Origin of the sequence: Nocardia sp. NPDC059236, assembly GCF_042754085.1 — a bacterium.
In the GTDB taxonomy this organism is placed as follows: domain Bacteria; phylum Actinomycetota; class Actinomycetes; order Mycobacteriales; family Mycobacteriaceae; genus Nocardia.
Genome location: NZ_JBHZAF010000004.1, coordinates 307835 through 328836, shown reverse-complemented (window position 1 = coordinate 328836; position 21002 = coordinate 307835). Strand labels below are relative to the sequence as shown.

The 21002-nt window shown below is 65.0% G+C and carries 20 protein-coding genes; 6 read left to right on the top strand and 14 right to left on the bottom strand.

Annotation, left to right across the window (positions count from 1 at the left end; translation table 11 throughout):
- Positions 1-24 precede the first annotated feature (24 nt).
- The 4 genes from ACFXIV_RS13665 to ACFXIV_RS13650 all read right to left on the bottom strand — a co-directional run bounded on the left by ACFXIV_RS13665 (position 25) and on the right by ACFXIV_RS13650 (position 2641).
- The gene (locus ACFXIV_RS13665; protein WP_379399384.1) at positions 25-177 is read right to left on the bottom strand and encodes a hypothetical protein; all 153 of its coding nucleotides are present in this window, start codon (positions 175-177) and stop codon (positions 25-27) included.
- Positions 178-403: 226 nt separating this feature from the next.
- Complete coding sequence (locus ACFXIV_RS13660) at positions 404-721, bottom strand: DMT family transporter (protein WP_379399385.1); 318 nt, start codon at positions 719-721, stop codon at positions 404-406.
- Between the two features lie 55 nt (positions 722-776).
- Positions 777-1301 (bottom strand): flavin reductase family protein, encoded by a 525-nt coding sequence (locus ACFXIV_RS13655; RefSeq protein WP_379399386.1) that lies wholly within the window; start codon positions 1299-1301, stop codon positions 777-779.
- On the bottom strand, positions 1298-2641 hold the full coding sequence (locus ACFXIV_RS13650) for an FAD-binding oxidoreductase (protein ID WP_379399387.1): 1344 nt from the start codon (positions 2639-2641) through the stop codon (positions 1298-1300). Before ACFXIV_RS13650 ends, ACFXIV_RS13655 begins: the two co-directional genes overlap by 4 nt.
- Before the next feature lie 399 nt (positions 2642-3040).
- Here ACFXIV_RS13650 and ACFXIV_RS13645 point away from each other — a divergent pair, with 399 nt between their 5' ends.
- From ACFXIV_RS13645 to ACFXIV_RS13625, 5 genes are all read left to right on the top strand, one after another.
- Positions 3041-4072: a phosphotransferase family protein gene (locus ACFXIV_RS13645; protein WP_379399388.1), complete on the top strand. Its 1032-nt coding sequence runs from the start codon at positions 3041-3043 to the stop codon at positions 4070-4072.
- Between the two features lie 40 nt (positions 4073-4112).
- Entirely contained in the window at positions 4113-5315 is a 1203-nt protein-coding gene (locus ACFXIV_RS13640; protein WP_379399389.1) for an acyl-CoA dehydrogenase family protein, read from the top strand.
- Between the two features lie 190 nt (positions 5316-5505).
- Positions 5506-6768: a cytochrome P450 gene (locus tag ACFXIV_RS13635; RefSeq protein WP_379399390.1), complete on the top strand. Its 1263-nt coding sequence runs from the start codon at positions 5506-5508 to the stop codon at positions 6766-6768.
- Positions 6769-6808: 40 nt separating this feature from the next.
- Positions 6809-7744 (top strand): SDR family NAD(P)-dependent oxidoreductase, encoded by a 936-nt coding sequence (locus tag ACFXIV_RS13630; protein ID WP_379399391.1) that lies wholly within the window; start codon positions 6809-6811, stop codon positions 7742-7744.
- 89 nt (positions 7745-7833) lie between these two features.
- The gene (locus tag ACFXIV_RS13625; protein ID WP_379399392.1) at positions 7834-9300 is read left to right on the top strand and encodes an amidase; all 1467 of its coding nucleotides are present in this window, start codon (positions 7834-7836) and stop codon (positions 9298-9300) included.
- 62 nt (positions 9301-9362) lie between these two features.
- On the opposite strand, the gene ACFXIV_RS13620 is transcribed toward ACFXIV_RS13625, so the two are convergent.
- From ACFXIV_RS13620 to ACFXIV_RS13580, 9 genes are all read right to left on the bottom strand, one after another.
- Positions 9363-10847 (bottom strand): APC family permease, encoded by a 1485-nt coding sequence (locus ACFXIV_RS13620; RefSeq protein WP_379399393.1) that lies wholly within the window; start codon positions 10845-10847, stop codon positions 9363-9365.
- Positions 10848-10934: 87 nt separating this feature from the next.
- Positions 10935-12425: an APC family permease gene (locus ACFXIV_RS13615; protein WP_379421259.1), complete on the bottom strand. Its 1491-nt coding sequence runs from the start codon at positions 12423-12425 to the stop codon at positions 10935-10937.
- Positions 12426-12660: 235 nt separating this feature from the next.
- A complete protein-coding gene (locus ACFXIV_RS13610) occupies positions 12661-14160 on the bottom strand; it encodes an aldehyde dehydrogenase family protein (protein WP_379399395.1) in 1500 nt (499 codons plus the stop codon).
- Between the two features lie 17 nt (positions 14161-14177).
- Positions 14178-15917, bottom strand: a complete 1740-nt coding sequence (locus tag ACFXIV_RS13605; RefSeq protein ID WP_379399396.1) for a class I adenylate-forming enzyme family protein — start codon at positions 15915-15917, stop codon at positions 14178-14180.
- A 10-nt stretch (positions 15918-15927) separates the two neighbouring features.
- Positions 15928-17061, bottom strand: coding sequence for a thiolase family protein (locus tag ACFXIV_RS13600; protein ID WP_379399397.1), 1134 nt, complete (start codon positions 17059-17061; stop codon positions 15928-15930).
- Complete coding sequence (locus ACFXIV_RS13595; RefSeq protein WP_379399398.1) at positions 17058-17498, bottom strand: Zn-ribbon domain-containing OB-fold protein; 441 nt, start codon at positions 17496-17498, stop codon at positions 17058-17060. The genes ACFXIV_RS13600 and ACFXIV_RS13595 overlap by 4 nt, the downstream gene beginning before the upstream one ends.
- Positions 17491-18309, bottom strand: coding sequence for an alpha/beta fold hydrolase (locus ACFXIV_RS13590; RefSeq protein WP_379399399.1), 819 nt, complete (start codon positions 18307-18309; stop codon positions 17491-17493). The genes ACFXIV_RS13595 and ACFXIV_RS13590 overlap by 8 nt, the downstream gene beginning before the upstream one ends.
- 56 nt (positions 18310-18365) lie before the next feature.
- A complete protein-coding gene (locus tag ACFXIV_RS13585) occupies positions 18366-18770 on the bottom strand; it encodes a RidA family protein (protein ID WP_379399400.1) in 405 nt (134 codons plus the stop codon).
- 30 nt (positions 18771-18800) lie between these two features.
- Positions 18801-19706, bottom strand: a complete 906-nt coding sequence (locus tag ACFXIV_RS13580; protein WP_379399452.1) for a Rieske 2Fe-2S domain-containing protein — start codon at positions 19704-19706, stop codon at positions 18801-18803.
- Here ACFXIV_RS13580 and ACFXIV_RS13575 point away from each other — a divergent pair.
- Positions 19635-19787 (top strand): hypothetical protein, encoded by a 153-nt coding sequence (locus tag ACFXIV_RS13575; RefSeq protein ID WP_379399454.1) that lies wholly within the window; start codon positions 19635-19637, stop codon positions 19785-19787. The genes ACFXIV_RS13580 and ACFXIV_RS13575 overlap by 72 nt on opposite strands.
- Positions 19788-19848: 61 nt before the next feature.
- Here ACFXIV_RS13575 and ACFXIV_RS13570 read toward each other — a convergent pair whose 3' ends face one another.
- Positions 19849-20946 carry an LLM class flavin-dependent oxidoreductase gene (locus tag ACFXIV_RS13570; protein ID WP_379399401.1) on the bottom strand — a complete coding sequence of 366 codons (1098 nt, stop codon included), beginning with the start codon at positions 20944-20946 and terminating at the stop codon, positions 19849-19851.
- Positions 20947-21002: the final 56 nt, after the last annotated feature.

Sequence of the window (21002 nt, the reverse complement as noted above, 5' to 3'; positions counted from 1 at the left end):
CGCCTCGCCCGCTTCGAGGTCGCCCTACATATCGGCGAGCGCGCTGTCGGCATAGAGCGACAGCACCCGATCAGCCTCGCCACGGCCCCGATCGCGTTCCAGGAGCCGATCGAACCAGCGTCGACCTTCGCTGTAGCGGCCACGGGAGCTCCAGTACAGATATGACGCTGTCGCCATTCGGATTCCGGCTCCGGGGTCGTCGGAAATGCTGGACTCCAAAGCATCTCGCAGAAGCGCCTGTTCACGCTCGAGTCGAGTGATCCAATCCAGTTGCCGCGCACTGGTCCACTACCAACCGCAGGCACCAGTCGCGATGTCGGCGCCGTAGGTCCAGCAGGATCCGTCGGATTTTCACGATAACGCGGCTCAGGCGAAGCGTGCCGGGAACCGCTTCGGTCGATACTCACGAGGCGAGCTTGATGATCCCCGCTCCCACCAGCACCAGCAGTACCCCGGCGATTTGTGCCGGAGTCAGGCCTTCGCCCAGGAATGCCGCGCTGATCAGGGCGATCAGCACCACCCCGACTCCGGCCCACACGGTGTAAACGACCGCAAGCGGCAGCCCGCGCCGGATGACCTCGGCGAGCAGGACGAACGATGCGGCATATCCCGCCACGACCATGCCGACCGGGCCGGCGCGGGTGAACCCGTCGACCAGTCGCAAGGACATGGTCGCGGTGACCTCGCACAGAATCGCCGCGCCGAGCAAGATCCAGACCATCTGGTCTCCTTCGAGTTCACGTGCTGGTCGATCCGGCGCACCGGCGAGCCCGCTGTCAGGAGCGATCGGCGGGCGCGGTGATCGCGTAGCCTCCGCGATAGAACAGCAACGGCAATCGGTCGGGATCGGCACCGAGATGGCGGACTTGGCCGACCACGATCGTGTGATCGCCGCCGTCGTATTCCTTCCACAGCTCGCAGTCGATCCACGCGCTGACACCGGGCAGCAGTGGCGCCCCTGAGGGGGTGCGTGTCCAATGCACGTCGGCGAATTTGTCCGCACCGGAGCGCGCGAATCCGGCGCTGTGATGCTCGTGGTCCTCGGCGAGCACGTTGACGCAAAACGCACCGATCTCGCGAATTCGGGGCCAGGTGGTCGAGGTCCGGGCCGGCGAGAAGGTGATCAGCGGCGGATCCAGCGACAGCGAGGCGAACGACTGACAGGTGAAACCGACCGGACCGTCAGGGCCGGTCGCGGTGATCACCACGATTCCCGATGCGAAATGCCCCAGTACCTCGCGCAGTATCTGGGACGTCACAGTGTCCGAAACAACTGCCGTGTCCACCGAATTCACCGTCATGTCCGATCTCCATTCAACCCGTTGGTTCCTGCCGTCCGCGCCGGTAGGATGTTGTAGTTCAAGTGAAAGACGTTCTCCGGGTCATAGATCGACTTGAGCTGGGCAAGCTTCTGATAGACATCCGGGCCGTAGTTCTCCACGACAATGGCTTGGGAGACATCGGAAATACTGTGAATATTTCCGGACACCGGCGAGATGACCCCGGCGCTCGACAGCGTCGTGTTCAACCCGTCGATTAGCGCGTCGAATCGCACCGCGTGGTCGATCCCGCGCCATCCAGCCTCGATCATGACGCCCGGTCCATCGCGGTGTTTGGCCGGCGTGCCCAGCGCGTTGTCGATCGGTTTGCCTTCGACGATGATCGAGACCGTGCCGTGGCACTCCGCATCGGTGAGCAGCCGGTCCGCATTCGCGGCGACGACCTCGCCGAACCGTTTTGGCGTGCAAGCCAATTCGTAGTCGGTCCAGCGCCGGCAGAGTCCATCCTCGAATCCCGCCAGCTCGTCGATGCGCTCCTGCAACACCTTGACCGCATCCGGGTATTCGTTACGAGCGATCGAGTCGTCGACCGCGGGCTCCAGCGCACGGATCGAGCCGATCTCACGATCGGCGTCCTCGACCGCCCCGACATGGCACAGCACCGCCGACACCGAGACCCCGCCGGACTCGTCGCGACCAATGATCATGACCGGGTAGAGATCATCCGAGGTGGCCTGCAGCGCGGTGAGCAGCGTTGCCAGAAACTCGGCCAGCCGCTCCCGTACCGGCATCCAGGTGATCATCCCGGAGAGCACGCTGTCGGGCAGATCGTGCAGCGCGATCTCGATCTCCGTGACGACCCCGAAGTTGGACCCGGCGCCTCGCAACCCCCAGAACAGTTGCGGGCGTTCGTCTTCCGAACAGCGAACCAACCCACCGTCCGCGGTCACCAGAGTCGCGCCGGTGATGTTGTCGCAGACCATCCCGTGCCGGTAGGTGAAGAACCCCTCCCCACCGTTGAGCGCGAGCCCGCAGAAGCCGATCGCCGGCAGAATCCCCGTCACCGGGACCAGCCCGAACTCCGCGGCCTCGCGCACCACGTCCCCGGCCAACGCCCCGCCGCCGACTCTCGCCCGGCGCGCGACAGGATCGATGTGCACGCTGTTCATCCCCCGCAGATCCAAGACGATGCCACCGTCGTTGATCGCATAAGCGTTCGGATTGTGGCCGCCACCGCGGACCGAGACCTCGAGATCGTGGCTTCTCGCATAGCGCAGGGCGGCGCGCACGTCCGCCGCGCCCGAACACCGTGCAATGAGCGCGGGACGGCGGCCGTGGCGGTCGGCCCAGATCGCGGCCACCTCGTCGAAGCCGGCTTCTCCGGCGGCCAGAACCTCGCCTCGAAGCTCCAGATCCGGGTGCGTGGTCGATGTCATCAGAAGCTATCTCTTTCTACCGATCGGACCCGTGCCGGCGGGATATGAATCGCTCGGCGAATCGATCGTGCCGATAATGCGGTGTTCAATCAGGTTGACCACCAAAGGAAGCGACGCTGGGCGTCCAGATGATGCTGTCCTCACAATTCCGGAGCGGTCAAGCGCTATGGCACCGTATTGACCCATCGGGACTACATGCGAGTCGGCGACGATATTGCCGACTGACCCAATGGGCGAGAGTCGACGTTCTGATCGTTGACAGCGCGTGGAGGGCCTTGCGACCGTGCCACCTGCCCCTATCCCAGAACCGCGAGGCTGCCGTTTATGACCGACATCGATATGCTGCTAAGCCCGGAACGGCTCGGACCGGCGCTGGCAGAGGCCACCGACGACGACCGCTGGCGGATGTTCGACGCCGCACTCGTCTCGGGCGGCAAATCGAACCTCACATTCCTATTGCGCAGCACCGCAGGAGAACTCGTCTTACGCCGGCCACCGGAGGGGGAATTGCTGCCCAGTGCCCATGACATGCGGCGTGAGACCCGGGTGCAGCATGCGCTGGCGGATTCCGAGGTCCCGGTCGCGAGGGTTGTGCTGGCCGTGGAATCCTCCGACCTGATCGGGGTGCCGTTCTATGTCATGAGCAAGGTCGACGGCCACATCATCCGCGGGGCGATCCCCGTGGGCTACGCCGACGCCGACGCTGATCGGGTACGCATGACCGATGCGCTCGTCGACACGCTCGCACTGCTGCACAGCGTCGAACCCGCCGCCGTCGGGCTCTCCGATTTCGGCCGCCCCGACGGCTTCCTGGCCCGCCAACTCCACCGTTGGCAGGCGCAATCGGCAGCCAGCCGTATCCGGGATCTCCCGGTACTGGATGAACTCGCGCACAGGCTCACCGCGGCGCTGCCGGCCAGTCCGCCGGCCGCCCTCGTACACGGCGACTACCGCCTCGACAACTGCATGATGGACTCCTCCGACCCGGGCCGGATCGCCGCTGTTCTCGATTGGGAGATGTCGACGCTCGGCGATCCGCTCACGGATCTGGGCCTGCTGGCGTTCTATTGGACGGAGCCGGGCGATCCGCCTGTGCCACTGGTCCCCGATGTCACTGCGCAACAAGGATTTCCGCCTCGGGCGTATCTGCTCGAGCGATATGCCGCCCGCACTGGGCACGACCTGACGGACTTCCCGTTCTACGAGGCCTTCGCGAGATTCAAGTTCGCGGTCATCCTGCAGGGCATCGCCGCGCGGTCCGCAGCGGGTGCGATGGGCGGGCAGCAGTTCGGTGATCTCGAGGATGATGTGGTCCGGGTCGCGGAATCCGGGCTGGCCGCCCTGCATCGGTCGTGACAACGACCTCCCCGAGCGATCACCCAGCCAGGAGCATCCAATGGACTTCAGCCCGTCTCCCCGTACCACCGAGCTCTGCGCCCGGGCCTGGGATTTCATGCGCGAGCACGTCTTTCCCGCCGAATCGGCGCTGAGCCACCACCTCACGTCCGCTGCGCATCTCGGGGCGAACCTGCAGGCCGCTCTGGCCGAGGAAGCTCGGCGACGCGGGCTGTGGAACCTTTTCCTCCCCGCCGTCTCCGGGTTGTCGACGCTCGAGTACGCCCCGATCGCCGAAATCACCGGATGGTCGCCGGTGGTGGCGCCACAGGCGATGAACTGCGCGCCGCCCGACAGCGGGAACATGGAGATTCTGCACATGTTCGGCACCGAGCAGCAACGGGCGCAGTGGCTGGATCCCTTGCTGGACGGCACGATTCGATCGGCCTTCGCGATGACCGAACCGGCCGTCGCCAGTTCCGACGCCGCCAATATCTCGACCTCCATCACACGCGACGGTGACCACTACGTCGTCAACGGGCGCAAATGGTGGATCACCGGAGCCGCCGACACCGCCTGCGAGATCTTCATCGTAATGGGCAAGACGGATCCCACGGCACCGCGCCACAAGCAACAGTCGATGATCCTGGTGCCGCGCAACACGCCCGGGGTGCAGATCCTCCGGCGACTGCCGATCTTCGGATACTGGGACCGCCAAGGACATTCGGAGATCGTCTTCGAGAACGTGCGAGTACCCGCAGCCAACATCCTGGCGGGTGAGGGCGAAGGGTTTGCCATCGCGCAGGCTCGGCTGGGTCCAGGACGGGTCCACCACGCCATGCGGGCGATCGGCATGGCCGAGCGGGCTCTGGCGCTGATGGTCGAACGGGCGGGCAGCCGTACCGCTTTCGGCGATCTCCTCGTCGACCGGGGCGTCGTCCGCGATCTGATCGCCCGCTCCCGCATCGAGATCGATCAGGCGCGTCTACTGATCCTGCACACCGCCTGGCTCATCGATACCTACGGCGCCCAGCGGGCGACCACAGAGATCGCGGCTATCAAGGTCGCCGCGCCCGCGGTGGCGACACAGGTCGTCGACCGTGCGATCGAGATCTTCGGCGCCGCCGGTGTCAGCGATGACTTCCCGCTCGCCTACTTCTACGCCGCCGCCCGGACCCTGCGCATTGTCGACGGGCCGGACGCCGTGCATCTGCGCACCATTGCCCGCCGGGAAATCCGGCGAGACCGGCCGTATGTGGGTTAGCCCGAAAGGCTAGTAGCGGACCCGCGGCGCTTGACGGCCGCGTAGCCGACTACGAGCATATAAGGACGAGACCCCATGCTGAGAAACAGCTCCCCCGGTCGCCGAGTCGCATTGTTAATTCGATTTCGGATCAATTGTTCCCGCGCTGAACAATACCCCAGAAAATTCGCTTCGAGAGGACAAACGGACCATGCCGGATTCTCCGGGAACGACAGGTATCAGCGCCTGCCCCCATTTCGCGAAGTATGATCCGCTCCACCCCGACGAGCTCCGCGATCCCTACCCCAGCCTCGCGGTCTCGCGCCGCGAGAATCCGGTGTACCACCTGGAGGCCTTCAACATCTGGGAAGTCACCCGGCAGGCCGACGTGCTGGCCATTCTGCGCGACGACGAGAACTTCTCGGCCGAGGGCGCGCTCGAAAGCTACCCGCTGCCACCGCAACTGCGGGAGCGGATGGCCGGCTATCCGTGGTCGGAATCGGTGCTCATGCTCGACGATCCCGACCACCGGCCGATGCGGGCGCTGGTACAAGCCCCGTTCACGCCGCGGAGCCTGGCCGCGCGCGAGCCGTTCCTGCGTGAGCGCGCGAAGCGGCTCCTGCAGCCGCTGACCGACGAGGGCACCATCGATTTCGTCAACGAATATGCCATTCCGCTGTCGCTGGGCGCGATCGCGAGCATCACCGGCGTGCCGGAGGACAAGTCCGACCTGATGATGCGCGCAGTCGAATCGGAGTTTCGGCTTTGCAGCTTCGCACCGATCGACGAAGCCGAGTATCTCGCCGCCGCAACCGATATCGCGGAACTCTACGAATACTTCGGCGAACTGATCGCCGACCGACGTGCCCATCCACGCGACGACTACGCGTCGGTGATGATTCAGCGGCTCCGCAACGACCAGTCGCCGGAAGCCACCAAACGCATCATCGTCGGCCTGTACGACATCCTCGTCGCCGGATTCGAAACGTCCGCGCAGATGATGGCTCAGGGCGTCAGATCCCTACTGACACACCGTGATCAGTGGGAGTTGCTGGTGCGGGATCCAGCGCTGGTGCCCTCGGCGGTCGAAGAGACCCTCCGGCAACGGACACTCGTCAAAAGGATCTTCCGGCTGGCCAAGCACGAGGTTTCGGTGGGCGGGGTCAGTATTCCGGCCGGCGGGCTGGTGTCGTTGATCCTCGCCTCAGCCGACCACGATCCCGACGTGTACCCGGATCCGGAGCGCTTGGACATCACCCGGCAGGCCCCACATCTGGCCTTCGGCAAGGGCAAACACTTCTGCATCGGCGCGCCGCTGGCCCGCATCGAAATGCGGATCACCCTCGAGGTACTGCGCGAGCGCTTCCCCGACCTCGAGCTCGCCCCGGACCAGGAACTGGAGTGGCGCCCCGACATTCGGATCGACACCATCAACCAGCTTCGGCTCCAACTACCGACAACCGCCCGGGCCTGAACTCCCCATCGAGCAAGCATCCCGAACGAAGGATCGACACATGAGTAAGAGACTGCACGGGAAGGTCGCAGTCGTGACCGGAGCCGGGCGGGGAATCGGGCGCGCATATGCCCACGCCCTGGCCGCCGAGGGAGCGAAGATCGTTGTCAACGATCTCGGTGCTGCTGTCGACGGCACCGGCGGGGAGGAATCCTCGGCCGCCGCGGTCGCCCGCGAGATCGTCGAGCTCGGTGGCGAAGCCGTAGCCGACACCCACAGCGTCGCCGATTTCGACAGCGCCGAGCAGATCATGCAGACCGCGGTGTCGGCATTCGGCCAGCTCGACATCCTGGTCGCGAATGCCGGCAACATTCGCATGGCGCAGCTGCACGAGTCGAGTCCCGGTGACTGGAGCGACGTGATGGCCGTACACGCCGACGGCACCTTCAACTGCATCCGCCACGCCGCGCCCCTCATGCGTGAGCACGGCGGCACGATCATCACGACCGGCGATCTCTCACAGGGCTTCTACTACCCCAAGCTCGGCGCCTATCGCGCCGCCAAGGCGGCCATCATGGTCGTCACTCTGACTGCGGCGCACGAGTTGAAACAGCATGGAATCAACGTGAATTCGGTCTTCCCCGGCACCACGTCGACTCGCATGGCCGAGGCGTTCTTCGACGGCCTCGACGACAGGGAGAGTTTCTACGCCGATGCCAAGGAACACTTCCAAGCCGACAGCGAGGCGGCGGCAGCAGCGCCCGAAACCGTCCCGCCGCTGGGGGTCTACCTCTGCACCGACGAGGGACGCTCCATCACCGGCCGCTCGTTCGTCATGGACGGCACCGGAATCGGTCTCTGCACCACTGCTTCGGAGTTGAGCTTCATCGCACCGAACACTGACGCCTGGACCACCGAAGAGCTCATCGCCCGAATCCCGACCTGGCTGACGGCCACCGAAACCTCCGCCGCCGCGGTTGCTTCGATCCACAGCTGACGCGTACAGCCCGGGCCCGGTACCTCCTCCCATGGTCAGGTGCCGGGCCCGTGTCGTACCCGTCGACGCCACGTATCCGAAAGAGTCCCATGACAAATCCCCACCGTCCCCCGGATGACCTCGACTACCTGTCTGCGAGCGAACTCGCGCTACTCGTTCGCCGACGAGAGGTGTCGCCGGTCGAATTGGTCGAGCACACCCTGGGCCGGATCGAGGCCCACAACGGGCAGCTGAACGCGTATCTGACGGTCTGCGCCGAACACGCTCGATATGCGGCGCGCTTCGCCGAGCAGGAGGTCATGTCCGGCCGCAACGAGCTCGGCCCCCTGCACGGAGTGCCCTTCTCCGTGAAAGACCTGCTCGAAACCGCCGGTGTCCGAACCACATACGGATCCCGCCTGCACGAGACCAACGTGCCGTATGTCGATGCGCTCGCGGTCACGCGGCTGCGGCTGGCGGGCGCGATCCTGGTCGGCAAGACCAATACCTCCGAGTTCGGAATGCTCGGCGAGACAAGGAATCTCCTGGCACCGGATTGCCGGAATCCGTGGGATCTCGCACGAACCACCGAAGGATCCAGCGGCGGCGCCGCAGCTGCGGTAGCCGCCGGCCTGGGACCGTTCGCGGTGGGTACCGACGGCGTCGGCTCGATTATCGCGCCCTCCGCCGTCTGCGGCGTCGTCGGCTTCAAACCGACAACCGGCCGCGTACCGATGTGGCCGACCCCGCCGTCATCACGCTTGTTCGTGACAGTGGGTCCGATCGCCCGGACGGTGGCCGATGCCAAGCTGGCGCTGGAGGTCATGAGCGGCCCGGACCGGCGCGACCCGATCTCTCTACGCGACCCCATGCCCTGGTGGCGCGAGGCCGACGATATCCCGCCGCCGCGGGTGGCATGGACTCCGGACCTGGGGCAGTTCGCGGTCGACAACGAGGTGGTCGCATCCTGCGAGCTCGCCCTGGGCGTGCTCGCCGAACTCGGCTGGTGTGTCGACTCGGCCCACCCCGCCATCCCAAGCCCCTGGCCGACCTACGGTCCCTTGTTTCGCGCGGATGCCTGGCTCGAGCTCGGGGAAGCCGCTGAGGCCACTCCCGAACTGTTCGATCCCGAGGCACTCTCGGAACTCCTCCCGGCAAGGCACGTCAGCACCGGAGAGGTCATCACCGCGTTGAACCGGCTCACCGAGCTCCGGCGGACGATCGACGACTTCTTCCTCGACTACGACGTACTTGCGATGCCGGCGACCGCGACCACGGCATTCCCGATCGGCTTGCCTCCCACGGTGATCGGCGGACGCCGCGTCGAACCCGGCTGGACAACCTACATGCCGTTCACCGCGGCCTGGAACATGGGCGACAATCCGGCCGTGACGATTCCCTGCCCGCCGACCGCCGGCGGCCTCCCCGTCGGTCTGCTGCTCGTCGCCCGCGTCGGTCGCGAGGACCTGGTCCTGCGCACCGCCAGGGCACTCGAGGAAGCCCTGCCGTGGGCGCATCGCCGCCCCGATCTCGAGCCCGCACCGGTCGATCGACGAACTTTGGATCGACTGATCTGAAACCTCGTGCAGCCACCCAGGTTTCGGCTACTAGCCGGTCCTGGGTGGCCGCGCTTCGAGCGTTAGCCAAGCCTGCGACCGATTCTGCGGTAGACGTGCGGCCGCCAAGCGCGGAGCGCAAAACCGTATCCGACTCCCCCGACGAGCACGATCAGCAGGGCAGCGGGAACTGCATAGTTGAAAATCGAGTCCCGGCCGGCCAGCGCCGACGGATTCGCCAACGCCAAGACGAGGATCGCAGCCAATCCCCCCAGGGCGACGCCGGACGAGAACAGCAGCCGGCCGGTCACCAGCGCGAGTTTCCGGTTCCGCACGAAGTAGACGAAAATACTCGCACCGACCACGACGTAACTGGCGAGCAATGGGATTCCGGCGATGAACAATGCCCAGGTGAACACATCCATGGGCGACAACCCGCAGGCGGCGACGGCGAGTGTCAGCGCGACGCTCGCGATTCCCAGCAACACGGCGGCCCGATGCGGCGAACGATGCCGAGAGTGCGCACGCCCCAACGCATTCGGGAGGACGCCGTCGCGGCCCATCGAGTACAGGTACCGACAGACAGTGTTGGCATAGGACAGCTGGCAGGCGAAAACACTGGTGATCAGCAGATAGCTCGAGATGGTCATCGCGGTCGAACCCAGGTAGCGCTCGACCCCGCCGAAGAACATTCCCGCAGGGTCCTCTTGCGCACGGCCGACCGCCTCCTCGGTGCCGAACGCCGTGATCATGCACCAAGCCGACAGCGCATAGAAGACCGCGATGAAGCAGACGGATACGTAGGTGCTGCTTCGTATTGTTCGTACCGGATCCTTGGCTTCCTCACGGAAGAGCGTGGTCACCTCGAATCCAACGAACAGCAGGAAGGCGAACAGGGCCGCGATCGCGGGCGAGCCGGAGAAGGCCGCATGCGCGGTGAACGATTCGAGCGATCGCCCGGTCGGCCCGCCGCGAAGACCGACGAACAGGTCGAAGACCACCACGATCCCGACTTCGAGCGCCATCACCACGGTCATCACCCGCACCGACGCGTCGATCCTGCGATAGCTGAGCGCGGTGACGGCACCGATGAATCCGAGTGTGTAGGCCCACCACGGTACGGCGGCGCCGCCGATCCGCACGTGAATCGTGCTGCTCGCGACGATTCCACCGAAGACGCAGAATCCGAAACCGCCGACCAGATATCCGATCGTCGTCAACAGCCCGGTGCCCAATCCGACTGCACGCCCAAGGCCCACGGAAACATAGGCGTAGAACCCGCCGGCATTGGGCACCAGCTGCGTCATCCTGGTGTATCCGGTTGAAAAGATGAGAATCAGAATCCCAACGGCGATAAAGGCGGCCGGTGCACCCAGGCCGTTTCCGCTGGCGATGATCAAGGCGACATAGCCGGCTACGCCGCCCAGCGGTGCGGTGAATGCAAGAACCGCAGACACCACACCGAGGACACCCAGCCGCCCCCGCAGTCCAGCTGTCGGCTCGGTCGAGTTCGAGCCCTCCGCTGTGGCAGCGTCTTTGTCCGCATCGTCGATCGAGGATGAAGCCATCGTGTTGTCACTCCGTTTTCGGGTGGACCGAGGATAAGTCCGCTGGGGTTCGAATCGCACCGAGCCGACAGTCCGGGGCGGAAGCCGCTACTGCCGGCCGATCCGCCGGTAGACGTCCGGCCGCCGGATCCGCAGGTATATGGCGTAACCGGCGCCGCCCACGGTGACGAGCAGCAGACCGATCGGTATCAGGTGGTTGAAGACCGACTCCTGCCCGGCGACCGCTTCGGGATTGAGCAGTGCCCAGATCAACGTCGCCGCGAATCCGACGACAGCGATACCGGCGAGCAGAAGGCGTGCCGCAGTAGCGATTCCGTCGCGTCGGCGTGCGAAGAAGACGAAGACGGCCACACTCATGAGGAAGTAGCTGGCGAGAATGGCTACCGCGACGGCGAAGGCGGACCAAGCGAATATGTCGCTCGGCGACTGCCTCGCGACCAGCACGACGATCAGGCCGACGAGATGGAGCATTGCCAGTACCACAGCAGCCCGGTGCGGTGAGTGCCGCTCATCGTGCGCACGGCCCAGGGCCGGTGCGAGAACACCGTCCTTGCCCATCGAGTACAGGTAGCGGCAGACCGAATTGCTGAGCGACAGTTGGGAAGCGAAGACGCTGGTGACAAGCAACACGCTGGTCACCGTCATCATGGTCGACCCGAGGTAACTCTGCACCGCGGTCGCGAAAATGCCGGTGGGGTCCTGCTGCGCCTCGCCGACGACCTTGTCAGTACCGTACGCCGTGATCAGACACCAGGCCGAGAAAGCGAACAGCAGCGTAATGAGGGAAACCGAGATGTAGGTGCCGCGGCGAATGGTCTTCACGGGCTCCTTCACTTCCTCACGGAACAGCGTCGTCACTTCGAAGCCGGTGAACAGCAGCACCCCGAAGAGCGCGGCCATCGGTACCGAACCAGAAGCAAGCGAGTGCCAGGTGAACGAATCCAGTGGCCGACCGGTCGGACCGCCGCGGAAGGTGACGACGAGATCGAACACCAGGACGATTCCCACCTCGAACACCATCACCGTGGACAGGGCTCGGACCGACGAATCGATGCCGCGGTAGGCCAAGGTCGAGACGACCAGAATGAAGCCGGCCATATACACCCACCATGGAATATCCGGGCCGTGCAACGCAGTCCGGACAGTACTACTGGCAACGATTCCACCGAAAATATAGAAACCGAAGCTGCCGACGAGATAACCGACCGTGGTCAGTAGACCCGTTCCCAGGCCGGCCGCTTTGCCGAGGGCGGCAGTCACATAGGCATAGAATCCGCCTGGATTCGGCACCAACTCGGCCATCTTGACGTACCCCACCGAGAAAATCAGCACCAGAGTACCGACGATGGCGACCGTGACCGGGGCGCCGAGTCCATTGCCGCTCGCTATTACGAAGGCCAGGTAACCGGCAACGCCGGCCAATGGGGAAGCAAAAGCAACAACAGCCGCGACCAGGCCTGGAACCCCGAGTCGTCCACGCAGCCCCGGCGGAGCTTCCGCGGGTCTCGCTGCCGTCGTCTCGAAATTCGCCTCGCCGGGGATGCCATCCACATTGTTGGAAACAGGGGGTACGCTCACGGTATTACTCTCACTTCGGGGAGAATGGCGCTCGAATGAGCGCTCTGATCGGATCGATAGCTCCGCCAGAGGCCCCTACTACGGTGACGAAGACGCTATGTGATTGTCGGGAAATATCGACCAATAATTGCGGCCGCGTGCCTACCCGGTCTGATATTCGGGTGCCGGTATACGCGGCCACAGAGATCCCTCATCCGCATCAGAGATCTCCGCACCCGGCGAATCCGGTCTCCTCTCAGCTGAATTGGATGAAGGTGGACTTCGGTTCGAGATAGGCGGCCAGACCTTCCTCGCCGTGCTCGCGGCCGATGCCCGAGGCTCCGAACCCGCCGAACGGCGCAGCCGGATCGCCCAGACCCCAGCAGTTCACGTAGACCGATCCGGCCCGCAGCAGCGCCGCGAATTTGTGGGCGGTCGCCAGGTCTCGGGTGAAAACGCCTGCCGCCAGGCCGTATTCGGTGTTGTTCGCCCGGTGCGCCACCTCTTCGATGGATTCGAACGGCTGGGCGACGAGAACGGGTCCGAAAATCTCCTCACGGACGATCTCGGCGGTGTCGTCGGTCGTGGTGAAGAGGGTCGGATCGACGAAGTAGCCGGCCCGGCCCGCATCGATCGTTCCTCCTGCGACCAACTCAGCGGATTTCCTTCCGCTTTCGATGTAACCCGCCACCCGGGTGTGCTGCTCGTGGCTCACCAGCGGGCCCAGGTAAGCGTCGTCGTCGAAAGCACTGCCTACGACGCTCGTCCGAGCCTTCTCGGCGATTCCGGCGACGACCTGCTCGAAGACGCTCTCGTGGGCGAGCAGCCTCGACGAGGCCGAGCACACCTGTCCCGAGTTGAAGTAGATCCCCGCGAACGCACGCTTGACGACGGCGTCCAGATCGGCATCCGGCATGACGATCAGCGGTGACTTGCCGCCCAGTTCGAGGGTCACCGACTTGAGGTCGCGACCCGCGCGCTCGGCGATGGCCCGGCCTACCGCCGTCGATCCGGTGAAGGAGATCTTGTCCACCCCCGGATGCGCGACCAGCGCCTTGCCTGTTTCGCCGTCTCCGGCAACGACATTGAACACACCGGGCGGAATTCCCGCCTCGAGCGCGAGCTGCCCGAGCCGCAGCGCGGTCAGCGGAGTCTGCTCGGCGGGCTTGAGCACGACGGTGCAGCCGGCGGCGAGTGCGGGCGCGATCTTCCAGACCGCCATGACGAGCGGAAAATTCCACGGGACGATCTGCCCGCAGACACCGATGGGCTCACGGGTTGTGTAGCAGAAGACGTCTTTGCCACGCACCGGTACGGTGCGTCCTTGAATTCTGGCCGGGGAGCCGATGTGGTAGCGCAGGTTGGCAATTGCGCCGGGAACGTCGATCTGGCGGGCGAACCGTCGCGGCTTCCCGTTGTCCAGCGCTTCGAGATCCGCGAGCTCGTCTGCGTGCGACTCCACCAGGTCTGCGAGCCGGCCCAGCAGGACACCGCGCTCCGCCGCGGCCATGCGGCGCCACGGCGAGCCGATCTCGAAGGCACGGCGCGCGGCCTGAACCGCAAAATCGACGTCGGCGGCGGTGCCGTAGGCAACCTTGCCCAGCACCGTCTCAGTGGACGGGTCGATCGTGTCGAAGGTCGATCCGTCCTGGGACGGCGTCGACTGCCCGTCGATGAGGTGGTTGTGCTGTGCGGTGGCGAGAAACTCGCGCGCCGGACGGCTCACGCTCTCGTGCAAAGTGAGGGATGTACTCATGAAGGTCTCCTGGTTGTTCAGGTGATCGGGGTGGCGCTCAACGCCTTTCGGCGCAACTTGCCCAGATGGTCACGCGGCAGTTCCGGGACGAATACGATGATTCGCGGCGCCTTGTACAGCGACATCTTGGATTTCGCGAACTCTCTGATGCTTTCCCGGAGGGCGTCGCCGTCGTCGGGGTATTCGGGGCGCAGGCAGATGAAGGCCTTGATGACTGCCGTGTGATCCGGCATCGGCAGAGCGATGACGGCGACATCCTCGACGGCCGGGTGCAGTTTCAGCACTTCCTCGACTTCGACGGCGGCAACGTTGCGCCCGCTGATGCGCATCATGTCGTGCACGCGGGACAGGAAGTAGAACCAGCCGTCGTCGTCGATGGCGACCTCGTCGTCGCTGAGGTGCCAGCCGTCCTGTTGGTCGGCCTTCATCAGCGCAGGCAGGTCCGGGTTGAGATTGGTCCAATAGGTCGGACCGACCGGTCCGCGAAACGCGAGACGCCCTGTCAGCCCAGGGGATTCGGGCAGCAACTCGCCGTCGGGGGTGACTACCGCGACCTCGATACCCGGGATCGGCAATCCGATCGACGCCGCCGGACCCACCTTCCGTCCCGCGATCAGCGACGTGATGAGCGTGCTCTGGGTTGTCACACACCCGTACGAATTCGCCAGGGGCGCAGCCGGACACACCTGCAGCCATCGGTCGCACAGCTCCAGGGTGAGGCCTTCACCGCCCGCCTTGGCCAGGCGCAGGCTCAGCTCCGGTGTCGAATCCCCCATGGCGTCTAGGATTCGGGCATACATGGCAGCGATGCCCGCGAAGTAGGTGACGCGGTGGCGGACCAGCAGTTCGAGACAGTCCGCGCCGGTCGGCCGGTCTTTGTAGACCGTGGGGATCAGCGCCCGCAGCGGATAGTTGATCTTCTCCATATTGCCGAACGCGTGTCCGAGGGGCGCGTGCGTCATCCAGACATCGTCGCCGCGCGGCCGCCTCGTCGACCAGATCGCCATATCCGTCGGCTGATGAGTCTCGTGGAAGTGCGTATAGATGACGCCCTTCGGCCGCCCCGTCGTGCCGCCCGTGTAGTAGATACTCGCTGCGTCCAGTGGCGCAGTCGCGGCGATGTCCACGTCCGGGCTGCCGGTCGCGACCAGCTCACCGAACGAAAGATGCGGTGATCCCGCCGGGGCGGCCGGCGACACGACGACCGCCCGCACGGCGCTCGAACCCTGTTGCGCCACCGCCTCGTCGACGACATTCAGGCGAGCGTCCTGGGCGACGACGATCGATACCTCGGCATCGGCGAGGACATAGGCGAGCTCGGCGGGACCGTCCTGCAGACCCGAGGGAATCGCGATTCCCCCGGCGATCAGGATTGCGAGCTTGGTGACCGCCGCATCGCCCACCTCACCGAAGCGATAGAGCACGCGGTCGCCAGGCTGTAACCCCAACGCCCGCAAGCTGTTCGCGAGCCGATTGGCGTTCTCCCAGATCTGCCCGAAGGTCAGTTCGATTCCGCGGGTCTCGTCGTAGATCCCGATTCGGTTCGCCGCTTCCGGGGTATCCGCGAGCCGGCGGCCCAGCAATTCGAATCCCGCGTTCAGCTGGGCGGCGTGAATTACCGTGTGCATCCACGGGATTGGGAAGTAGTAGGTGGCTGCGCATTCGGCCGGCGGCAGGAACCGCTCGGGCACGTTGCGAAACATGTTGTTGCCGCTGACCGGAGCGCCCAGCACGTGGGAATGGGTCGGGTCGTTCAAATCTCTCACCTCACCGTGTGAATATGTGGACGCTGCACGCGTCACCCTCGATCTCCGGGAAGGAGCCGCCGAAGATGTGTGCCAGACCGACGCGCGCGCCCGGAACCTGCCGGTCCTTGGCCTCGCCCCGAAGCTGGGTGACGATCTCGTGGACCTGCGCCAATCCCGTCGCTCCGAGTGGATGTCCGCGCGCGATCAGACCTCCGCTGGGGTTGATCGCGACGCCTTTGCCGTCGATATCCGCATATCCACCACTGATATAGCGGCCGCCGTGGCCGGCGTCGCACAGTCCCAGGCTCTCGGCGTGCAGGGGTTCGGAGATCGTGAACGGCTCGTGCACCTCGCACAGGCTCAGATCCTCCGGCCCGATGCCGGCCTCCGCGTACGCCAGGTTTGCTGTCCGTTTGGTCGTCCCGCGACGCGCGCCTGCCCGATCCGCGATCCCGCCCGACGTCAGCGCACCACCGGCGATCCGGACCGCCCGTTGCCGGCCCAACCGGCGCACCGCCGACTCGCTGACGACGACCGCCGCCGCGGCGCCGTCGACATTGGGGCAGCATTGCAGTCGTGTCAACGGCTCAGCGATCATCGGCGAGGCCAAGACCTCGTCCACCGTTACCGGCGTGCGGAAGTGAGCGAACTTGTTCAGCGCGCCATTGGCACGGTTCTTGACCGCCACCGCAGCCAGATCGGCAACCGTGACATCACATTCGTGGAGGTATCGGGCCGCAGTGAGGGCATAGATGCCAGGAATCGGCACGGCCACCTTCAGTGGGTCGCGATGCGCGGGCTCGATCGGGCCCGCGCTCGCCGAGGTCAGGATGTCGATACCGACGACGAGGGCCACATCGATGGCACCGGCCTCAATCCACATCACCGCCTCGCGCAGCGCGGATCCGCCACTGGCACAAGCCGCTTCGACATTGGTGATCGGAATCCCGGTCATCTCCAGGCCGGCCAGCACGCGCTGCCCGATTCCCACCCCGCCCTGCACCGAGCCGAAGAAGGCGGCTTCCACCTCCACCCGCTCGAGGTCGGCGTCGGTGAGGGCGGCCAAAATCGCCCGGCCACCGAGCGTCTCGGCGACGATGCCGTTCCATTTCGTGAATCGGGTCATTCCGACACCGAGAACGAAGGCGGTCACCGTGTCACCCCATCGCGTGCCGGGTGCAGCGAGACGGCGAAACCCGCCTGGTCGAGGCTCTCCGCGCCCGGCATCGGCACCAATTGCACGACATCGCCGATCGCCGCCCGGTCGGCGCCGTCACCGACGAGCACGGTGCGCAGTCGAATGCCTTCGGACAGATCGACTACCGCGACCGTGTACGGGACCAGGGTTCCGGGAAATCCGCGATGCACCACGGTTTTGCTGTAGATCGTCGCTGCTCCGGTGAGTTCGATCGTGGACGCCGATTCGCTCGTGCACCGGCGGCAGATGAGGTGGCGGCTGGGCAGACGCACCTGTCCGCACGAATTGCATTGCCATCCAATGGGTTTTGGATCACCGTCGGAGTCGACGAGCCACAGTCGCGCCCGCCCGGCCAAGTCCTCGACACCAGGAACTTCCACGACGTCAGTCATTGCCGTCGCCACCGATCGGGTGCGCGCGCAGGAATTCGAGGGTGGCCGTGGTGAACTCGGCAGCCATCTCCCACGGGAATGCATGGCTGGAGCGGGAGCCGGTGAACACCCGGAATTCGGCTTTGTCGATCCGGCGGGCCACCAGTTCGGAGTAGCGCGGCGGGATCATGACGTCGTCCGCTCCGGCGGTGACTAGGGTCGGCGCCTGGATCAGCGACAGCTTCGACAACGAGTCGTGGTTCGCGTTGGCGATCATGTGCCCACGCATCCCCGCGGTATTGCGCTCGGCGTTGGGATTCTGGACGTAGCACCTGGTGACCATCTCGGCGACCGCAGCGGGTTCGCGCGTCTCGAGATAGTCCGCACTGAGCATCCACATCATCGTGATGCGGAAAGCCGCCCGGGCGTCACCGTGGTCGAGAGCGAACTTGCTGGTGTAACCGAAAGCCCGGCGCAGCCATTCGTCATTGCGCGCCTTCGTCGCATGCAGCTGCAGGCTGTGGACGACCTCGGGATGCCGGATGGCGAGCTGCTGGCCGATGCTCGCGCCGAGGGAATGCCCGGACACATGCGTGGGACCGAGGTCGAGCGCGCGAATCAGACCGGCAATGTCGTCGGCCATGATCTCGGTGCTGTAACCGTCGGCGTCGGCAGCCGGGACATCCGAGTAGCCCGACCCTCGATTGTCCACCACGATCACGTCGTATTCACCGGCATACGCGGGTAACTGCAGGTCCCAGAACCGGCCGTCGGTGCCTGTTCCCGGCAGCAGCACCAAGGGTTCGCCGGCGCCGTAACGGTGGTAGCTCAACCGAACACCGGTTTCGAGGAGGACATCGGCGCGACATACCTCGGGTAGGGCCGACGTCATTGCGCGACCGCCGTTCCTCTGACCTCGAGCTTGGCCTGCGGATCGATGAGCCGCGACACCTCGACGATCGTGGTCGCCGGAAAATGCTTGCCCACATGGCGAAGCCACGGCGCGCCCAGACGATCTCGGCAGTCCAGGTACTCCTCCATGCTGGTTATGTAGATGACCAGCTCACAGATGTCGGTCCCGGTCGCGCCGGCCGCCTCGACTACGGCGGCCACGTTGGCGAGCGCCTGATCCCATTGATCTGCGAAATCGCCGGGTACACATTTCTGGGTCTCGGGATCCCACGGCAGCTGGCCCGCGATATGGATCTGGCGTCGGGGCGAGTCGACGATCGCGTACGAGTACCCGCTGGCGCGTGCCCAGCCCGCGGGGCGGATGGTGGTCAATTGGCTCACTGTGTTCCTCATTGGTTCCTGCGACAGGGGTCAGGGCAGATACGGGCCGACCCGGCTGAGTTTGCTCAGTAGTTGGCGATACCCGAGCGCGATCGCATCCGGCACCTTCAAGTGGAGCTCCTCGCGCAACTCGACGGGGATGTGCTCGGGACGCTGGCTCTCCACGATGACCTGGTCCTGATCGAATACGAGCTGGATGAGCTCACCGTCGAACTCGGCGTCAGGGACGTCGAGCGAGTAGTTCCGGCACGAGGCGTAGAAGATGCGGGTGAGCTTCTCGTCGACCGGTGAGTGGAATGCCGCCCAGCACATGACATTGTTCTCGAATTCACCGCTCACGGCGCCCGAACCATTCGCCGGGGCCATTCCGGACTTCTTGGCGATGACCGTGAACGGAGCATGAATCTGCCATTCCCAGGACACCTGGCCGTCGCGGTACATCGACCGCAGGCCGTAATCGGTGGGTTCGACCACGTGTTGGTGGATGACCGGTCCATCCTGCAGCGGAATGTAATCCCGATGCACGAAATTCAGGTGCGACAGATCGGCGGCATTCTCGGTGGCTCGTCCGGCATTCGCCCGCCATTCTTTCGGCAGCACGGCATGGCCATGGAAGTTCGGATCTTCCCACATGTCGTCCGGCCAGCGCGGAATATCCCGAATCGGACCTCCGAGCGCAACCCAGACCAGTCCGTACTTTTCGACCGCCTGGTACTTGCGGATCCTCGCTTTCCGCGGGATCGCCCCGCCCTCACCGAGCTGAGGAATATGGACGCAGGCACCGGTGCGGTCGTATTTCCAGCCGTGGTAGGCGCAGGTCAGGACGCCGCCCTCGGCGCTGCCAAGGGAAAGGGCCACACCGCGATGAATGCACAGGTCCTGGAATGCCACGACCCCTTCGGCATCGCGAAGCAGGACCAGGCGCTCACCGAGCAGCGTGAAAGGTGTGGGCTGGTCCCCGACTTCGCTGCTGTGAGCGACGGGATGCCAGAAGTCCTCGAGCGTTGCACCGACTAGCTGTTCACCGAATGATCGGCTGGTAATGGGCTGGACTGACACTTTGATCCTCGCTGATTTCTCACACGTCGCTGACGGAGTAGTCCGGCTGCTGCACTCGAGATACAGCGGCGGACTTGCCGGGGTTCGGCCGCCGGAACTCCGGGAAGACGTAATTGCCCAGCATCTTCATCGAGCGCACGATTTCGTTGTGCGGAATGCCGGCGTGGTTGATATTGATCTCGTCCACGCCGAGCGATTCGTACAGCCGCACCATTTCGATCCAGTGGTCGGGATCGCCGGAGATGATCACGCCGTTGGCGCGGAGTTTGTCGTATTCGTATCGACCAGCGCGCGCGCTGACCGGGTCCATGTCGGGCTTCTCCCGGCTGAGCTTGGCCTGATACATGGTGTCCGCGTCGCGAATCCAGTCGATGAACGGCGGCCCGGCGACCTCGCGCGCCCGCTCGTTCGTGATGCCGCAGTAGCCGCGCAGTCCGAGCACGACCCGGCTGTTTCCCTGGTACGGGCCGACCGGTTCCGGATTCGCCGCGGCGTCGCGATACAGCGCGATCCGTTCGGCGAACTTCTCGAAGGAGACGCCGGTCGGACCGGTCATGAGACCCAGTCCCAGTCGGCCGGCATTCTGGTGCGACTCCGGACTGATGGCCGCGTAGAAGATCGGCGGATGCGGCTGCTGGACGGGTTTGGGGCACAGCGTCCGGGGCGGAATCTTGTAGAACTTGCCGTCGTAGGAGAATTCTCCTTCGGCGGCCCAGGCTCCGGTGATGATGGCCAGAGATTCGGCGTAGCGCTCATAGGCTTCCGCGAGCGGAACTCCGAACGCTTCGAACGCGAGCATCGAATTACCGCGACCGGTACCGAATTCGATCCGCCCGTTGGACAGAATATCCAGCGTCCCGATTCGCTCGGCCACCTGCAGCGGGTGGTAGAGCGGCAATGTCGCCGTCGTCGTGCGGATCGTGATGTGGCGCGTATTCTTGGCCACCACCGCATGGAGGAGATCCGGCGCGGAAATAAGCGCTGACGGGGAAAAGAAGTGCTGATCCGAAGCCCCGACCGAGTCGAAGCCCAATTCCTCGGCAAGCAGCATCTGCTCGACTGTTTCATGGTATCTGCGGGCAGTGTCGGCCTCGCCGAACATGGTTGCCTCAGTCACGTATCCGAATCGCAACGCTGCTCCCTTGACGTCTGTGGGTGGTTTCGCCACGATGC

Excerpts from the sequence above, each read along its gene's own strand:
- ACFXIV_RS13620 (WP_379399393.1), bottom strand. The coding sequence starts at position 10,847 with ATGGCTTCATCCTCGATCGACGATGCGGACAAAGACGCTGCCACAGCG.
- ACFXIV_RS13610 (WP_379399395.1), bottom strand. The coding sequence starts at position 14,160 with ATGAGTACATCCCTCACTTTGCACGAGAGCGTGAGCCGTCCGGCGCGC.
- ACFXIV_RS13655 (WP_379399386.1), bottom strand. The coding sequence starts at position 1,301 with ATGACGGTGAATTCGGTGGACACGGCAGTTGTTTCGGACACTGTGACG.
- ACFXIV_RS13625 (WP_379399392.1), top strand. The coding sequence starts at position 7,834 with ATGACAAATCCCCACCGTCCCCCGGATGACCTCGACTACCTGTCTGCG.
- ACFXIV_RS13575 (WP_379399454.1), top strand. The coding sequence starts at position 19,635 with ATGAATGCACAGGTCCTGGAATGCCACGACCCCTTCGGCATCGCGAAG.
- ACFXIV_RS13665 (WP_379399384.1), bottom strand. The coding sequence starts at position 177 with ATGGCGACAGCGTCATATCTGTACTGGAGCTCCCGTGGCCGCTACAGC.
- ACFXIV_RS13660 (WP_379399385.1), bottom strand. The coding sequence starts at position 721 with ATGGTCTGGATCTTGCTCGGCGCGGCGATTCTGTGCGAGGTCACCGCG.
- ACFXIV_RS13635 (WP_379399390.1), top strand. The coding sequence starts at position 5,506 with ATGCCGGATTCTCCGGGAACGACAGGTATCAGCGCCTGCCCCCATTTC.
- ACFXIV_RS13645 (WP_379399388.1), top strand. The coding sequence starts at position 3,041 with ATGACCGACATCGATATGCTGCTAAGCCCGGAACGGCTCGGACCGGCG.
- ACFXIV_RS13595 (WP_379399398.1), bottom strand. The coding sequence starts at position 17,498 with ATGACTGACGTCGTGGAAGTTCCTGGTGTCGAGGACTTGGCCGGGCGG.
- ACFXIV_RS13640 (WP_379399389.1), top strand. The coding sequence starts at position 4,113 with ATGGACTTCAGCCCGTCTCCCCGTACCACCGAGCTCTGCGCCCGGGCC.
- ACFXIV_RS13630 (WP_379399391.1), top strand. The coding sequence starts at position 6,809 with ATGAGTAAGAGACTGCACGGGAAGGTCGCAGTCGTGACCGGAGCCGGG.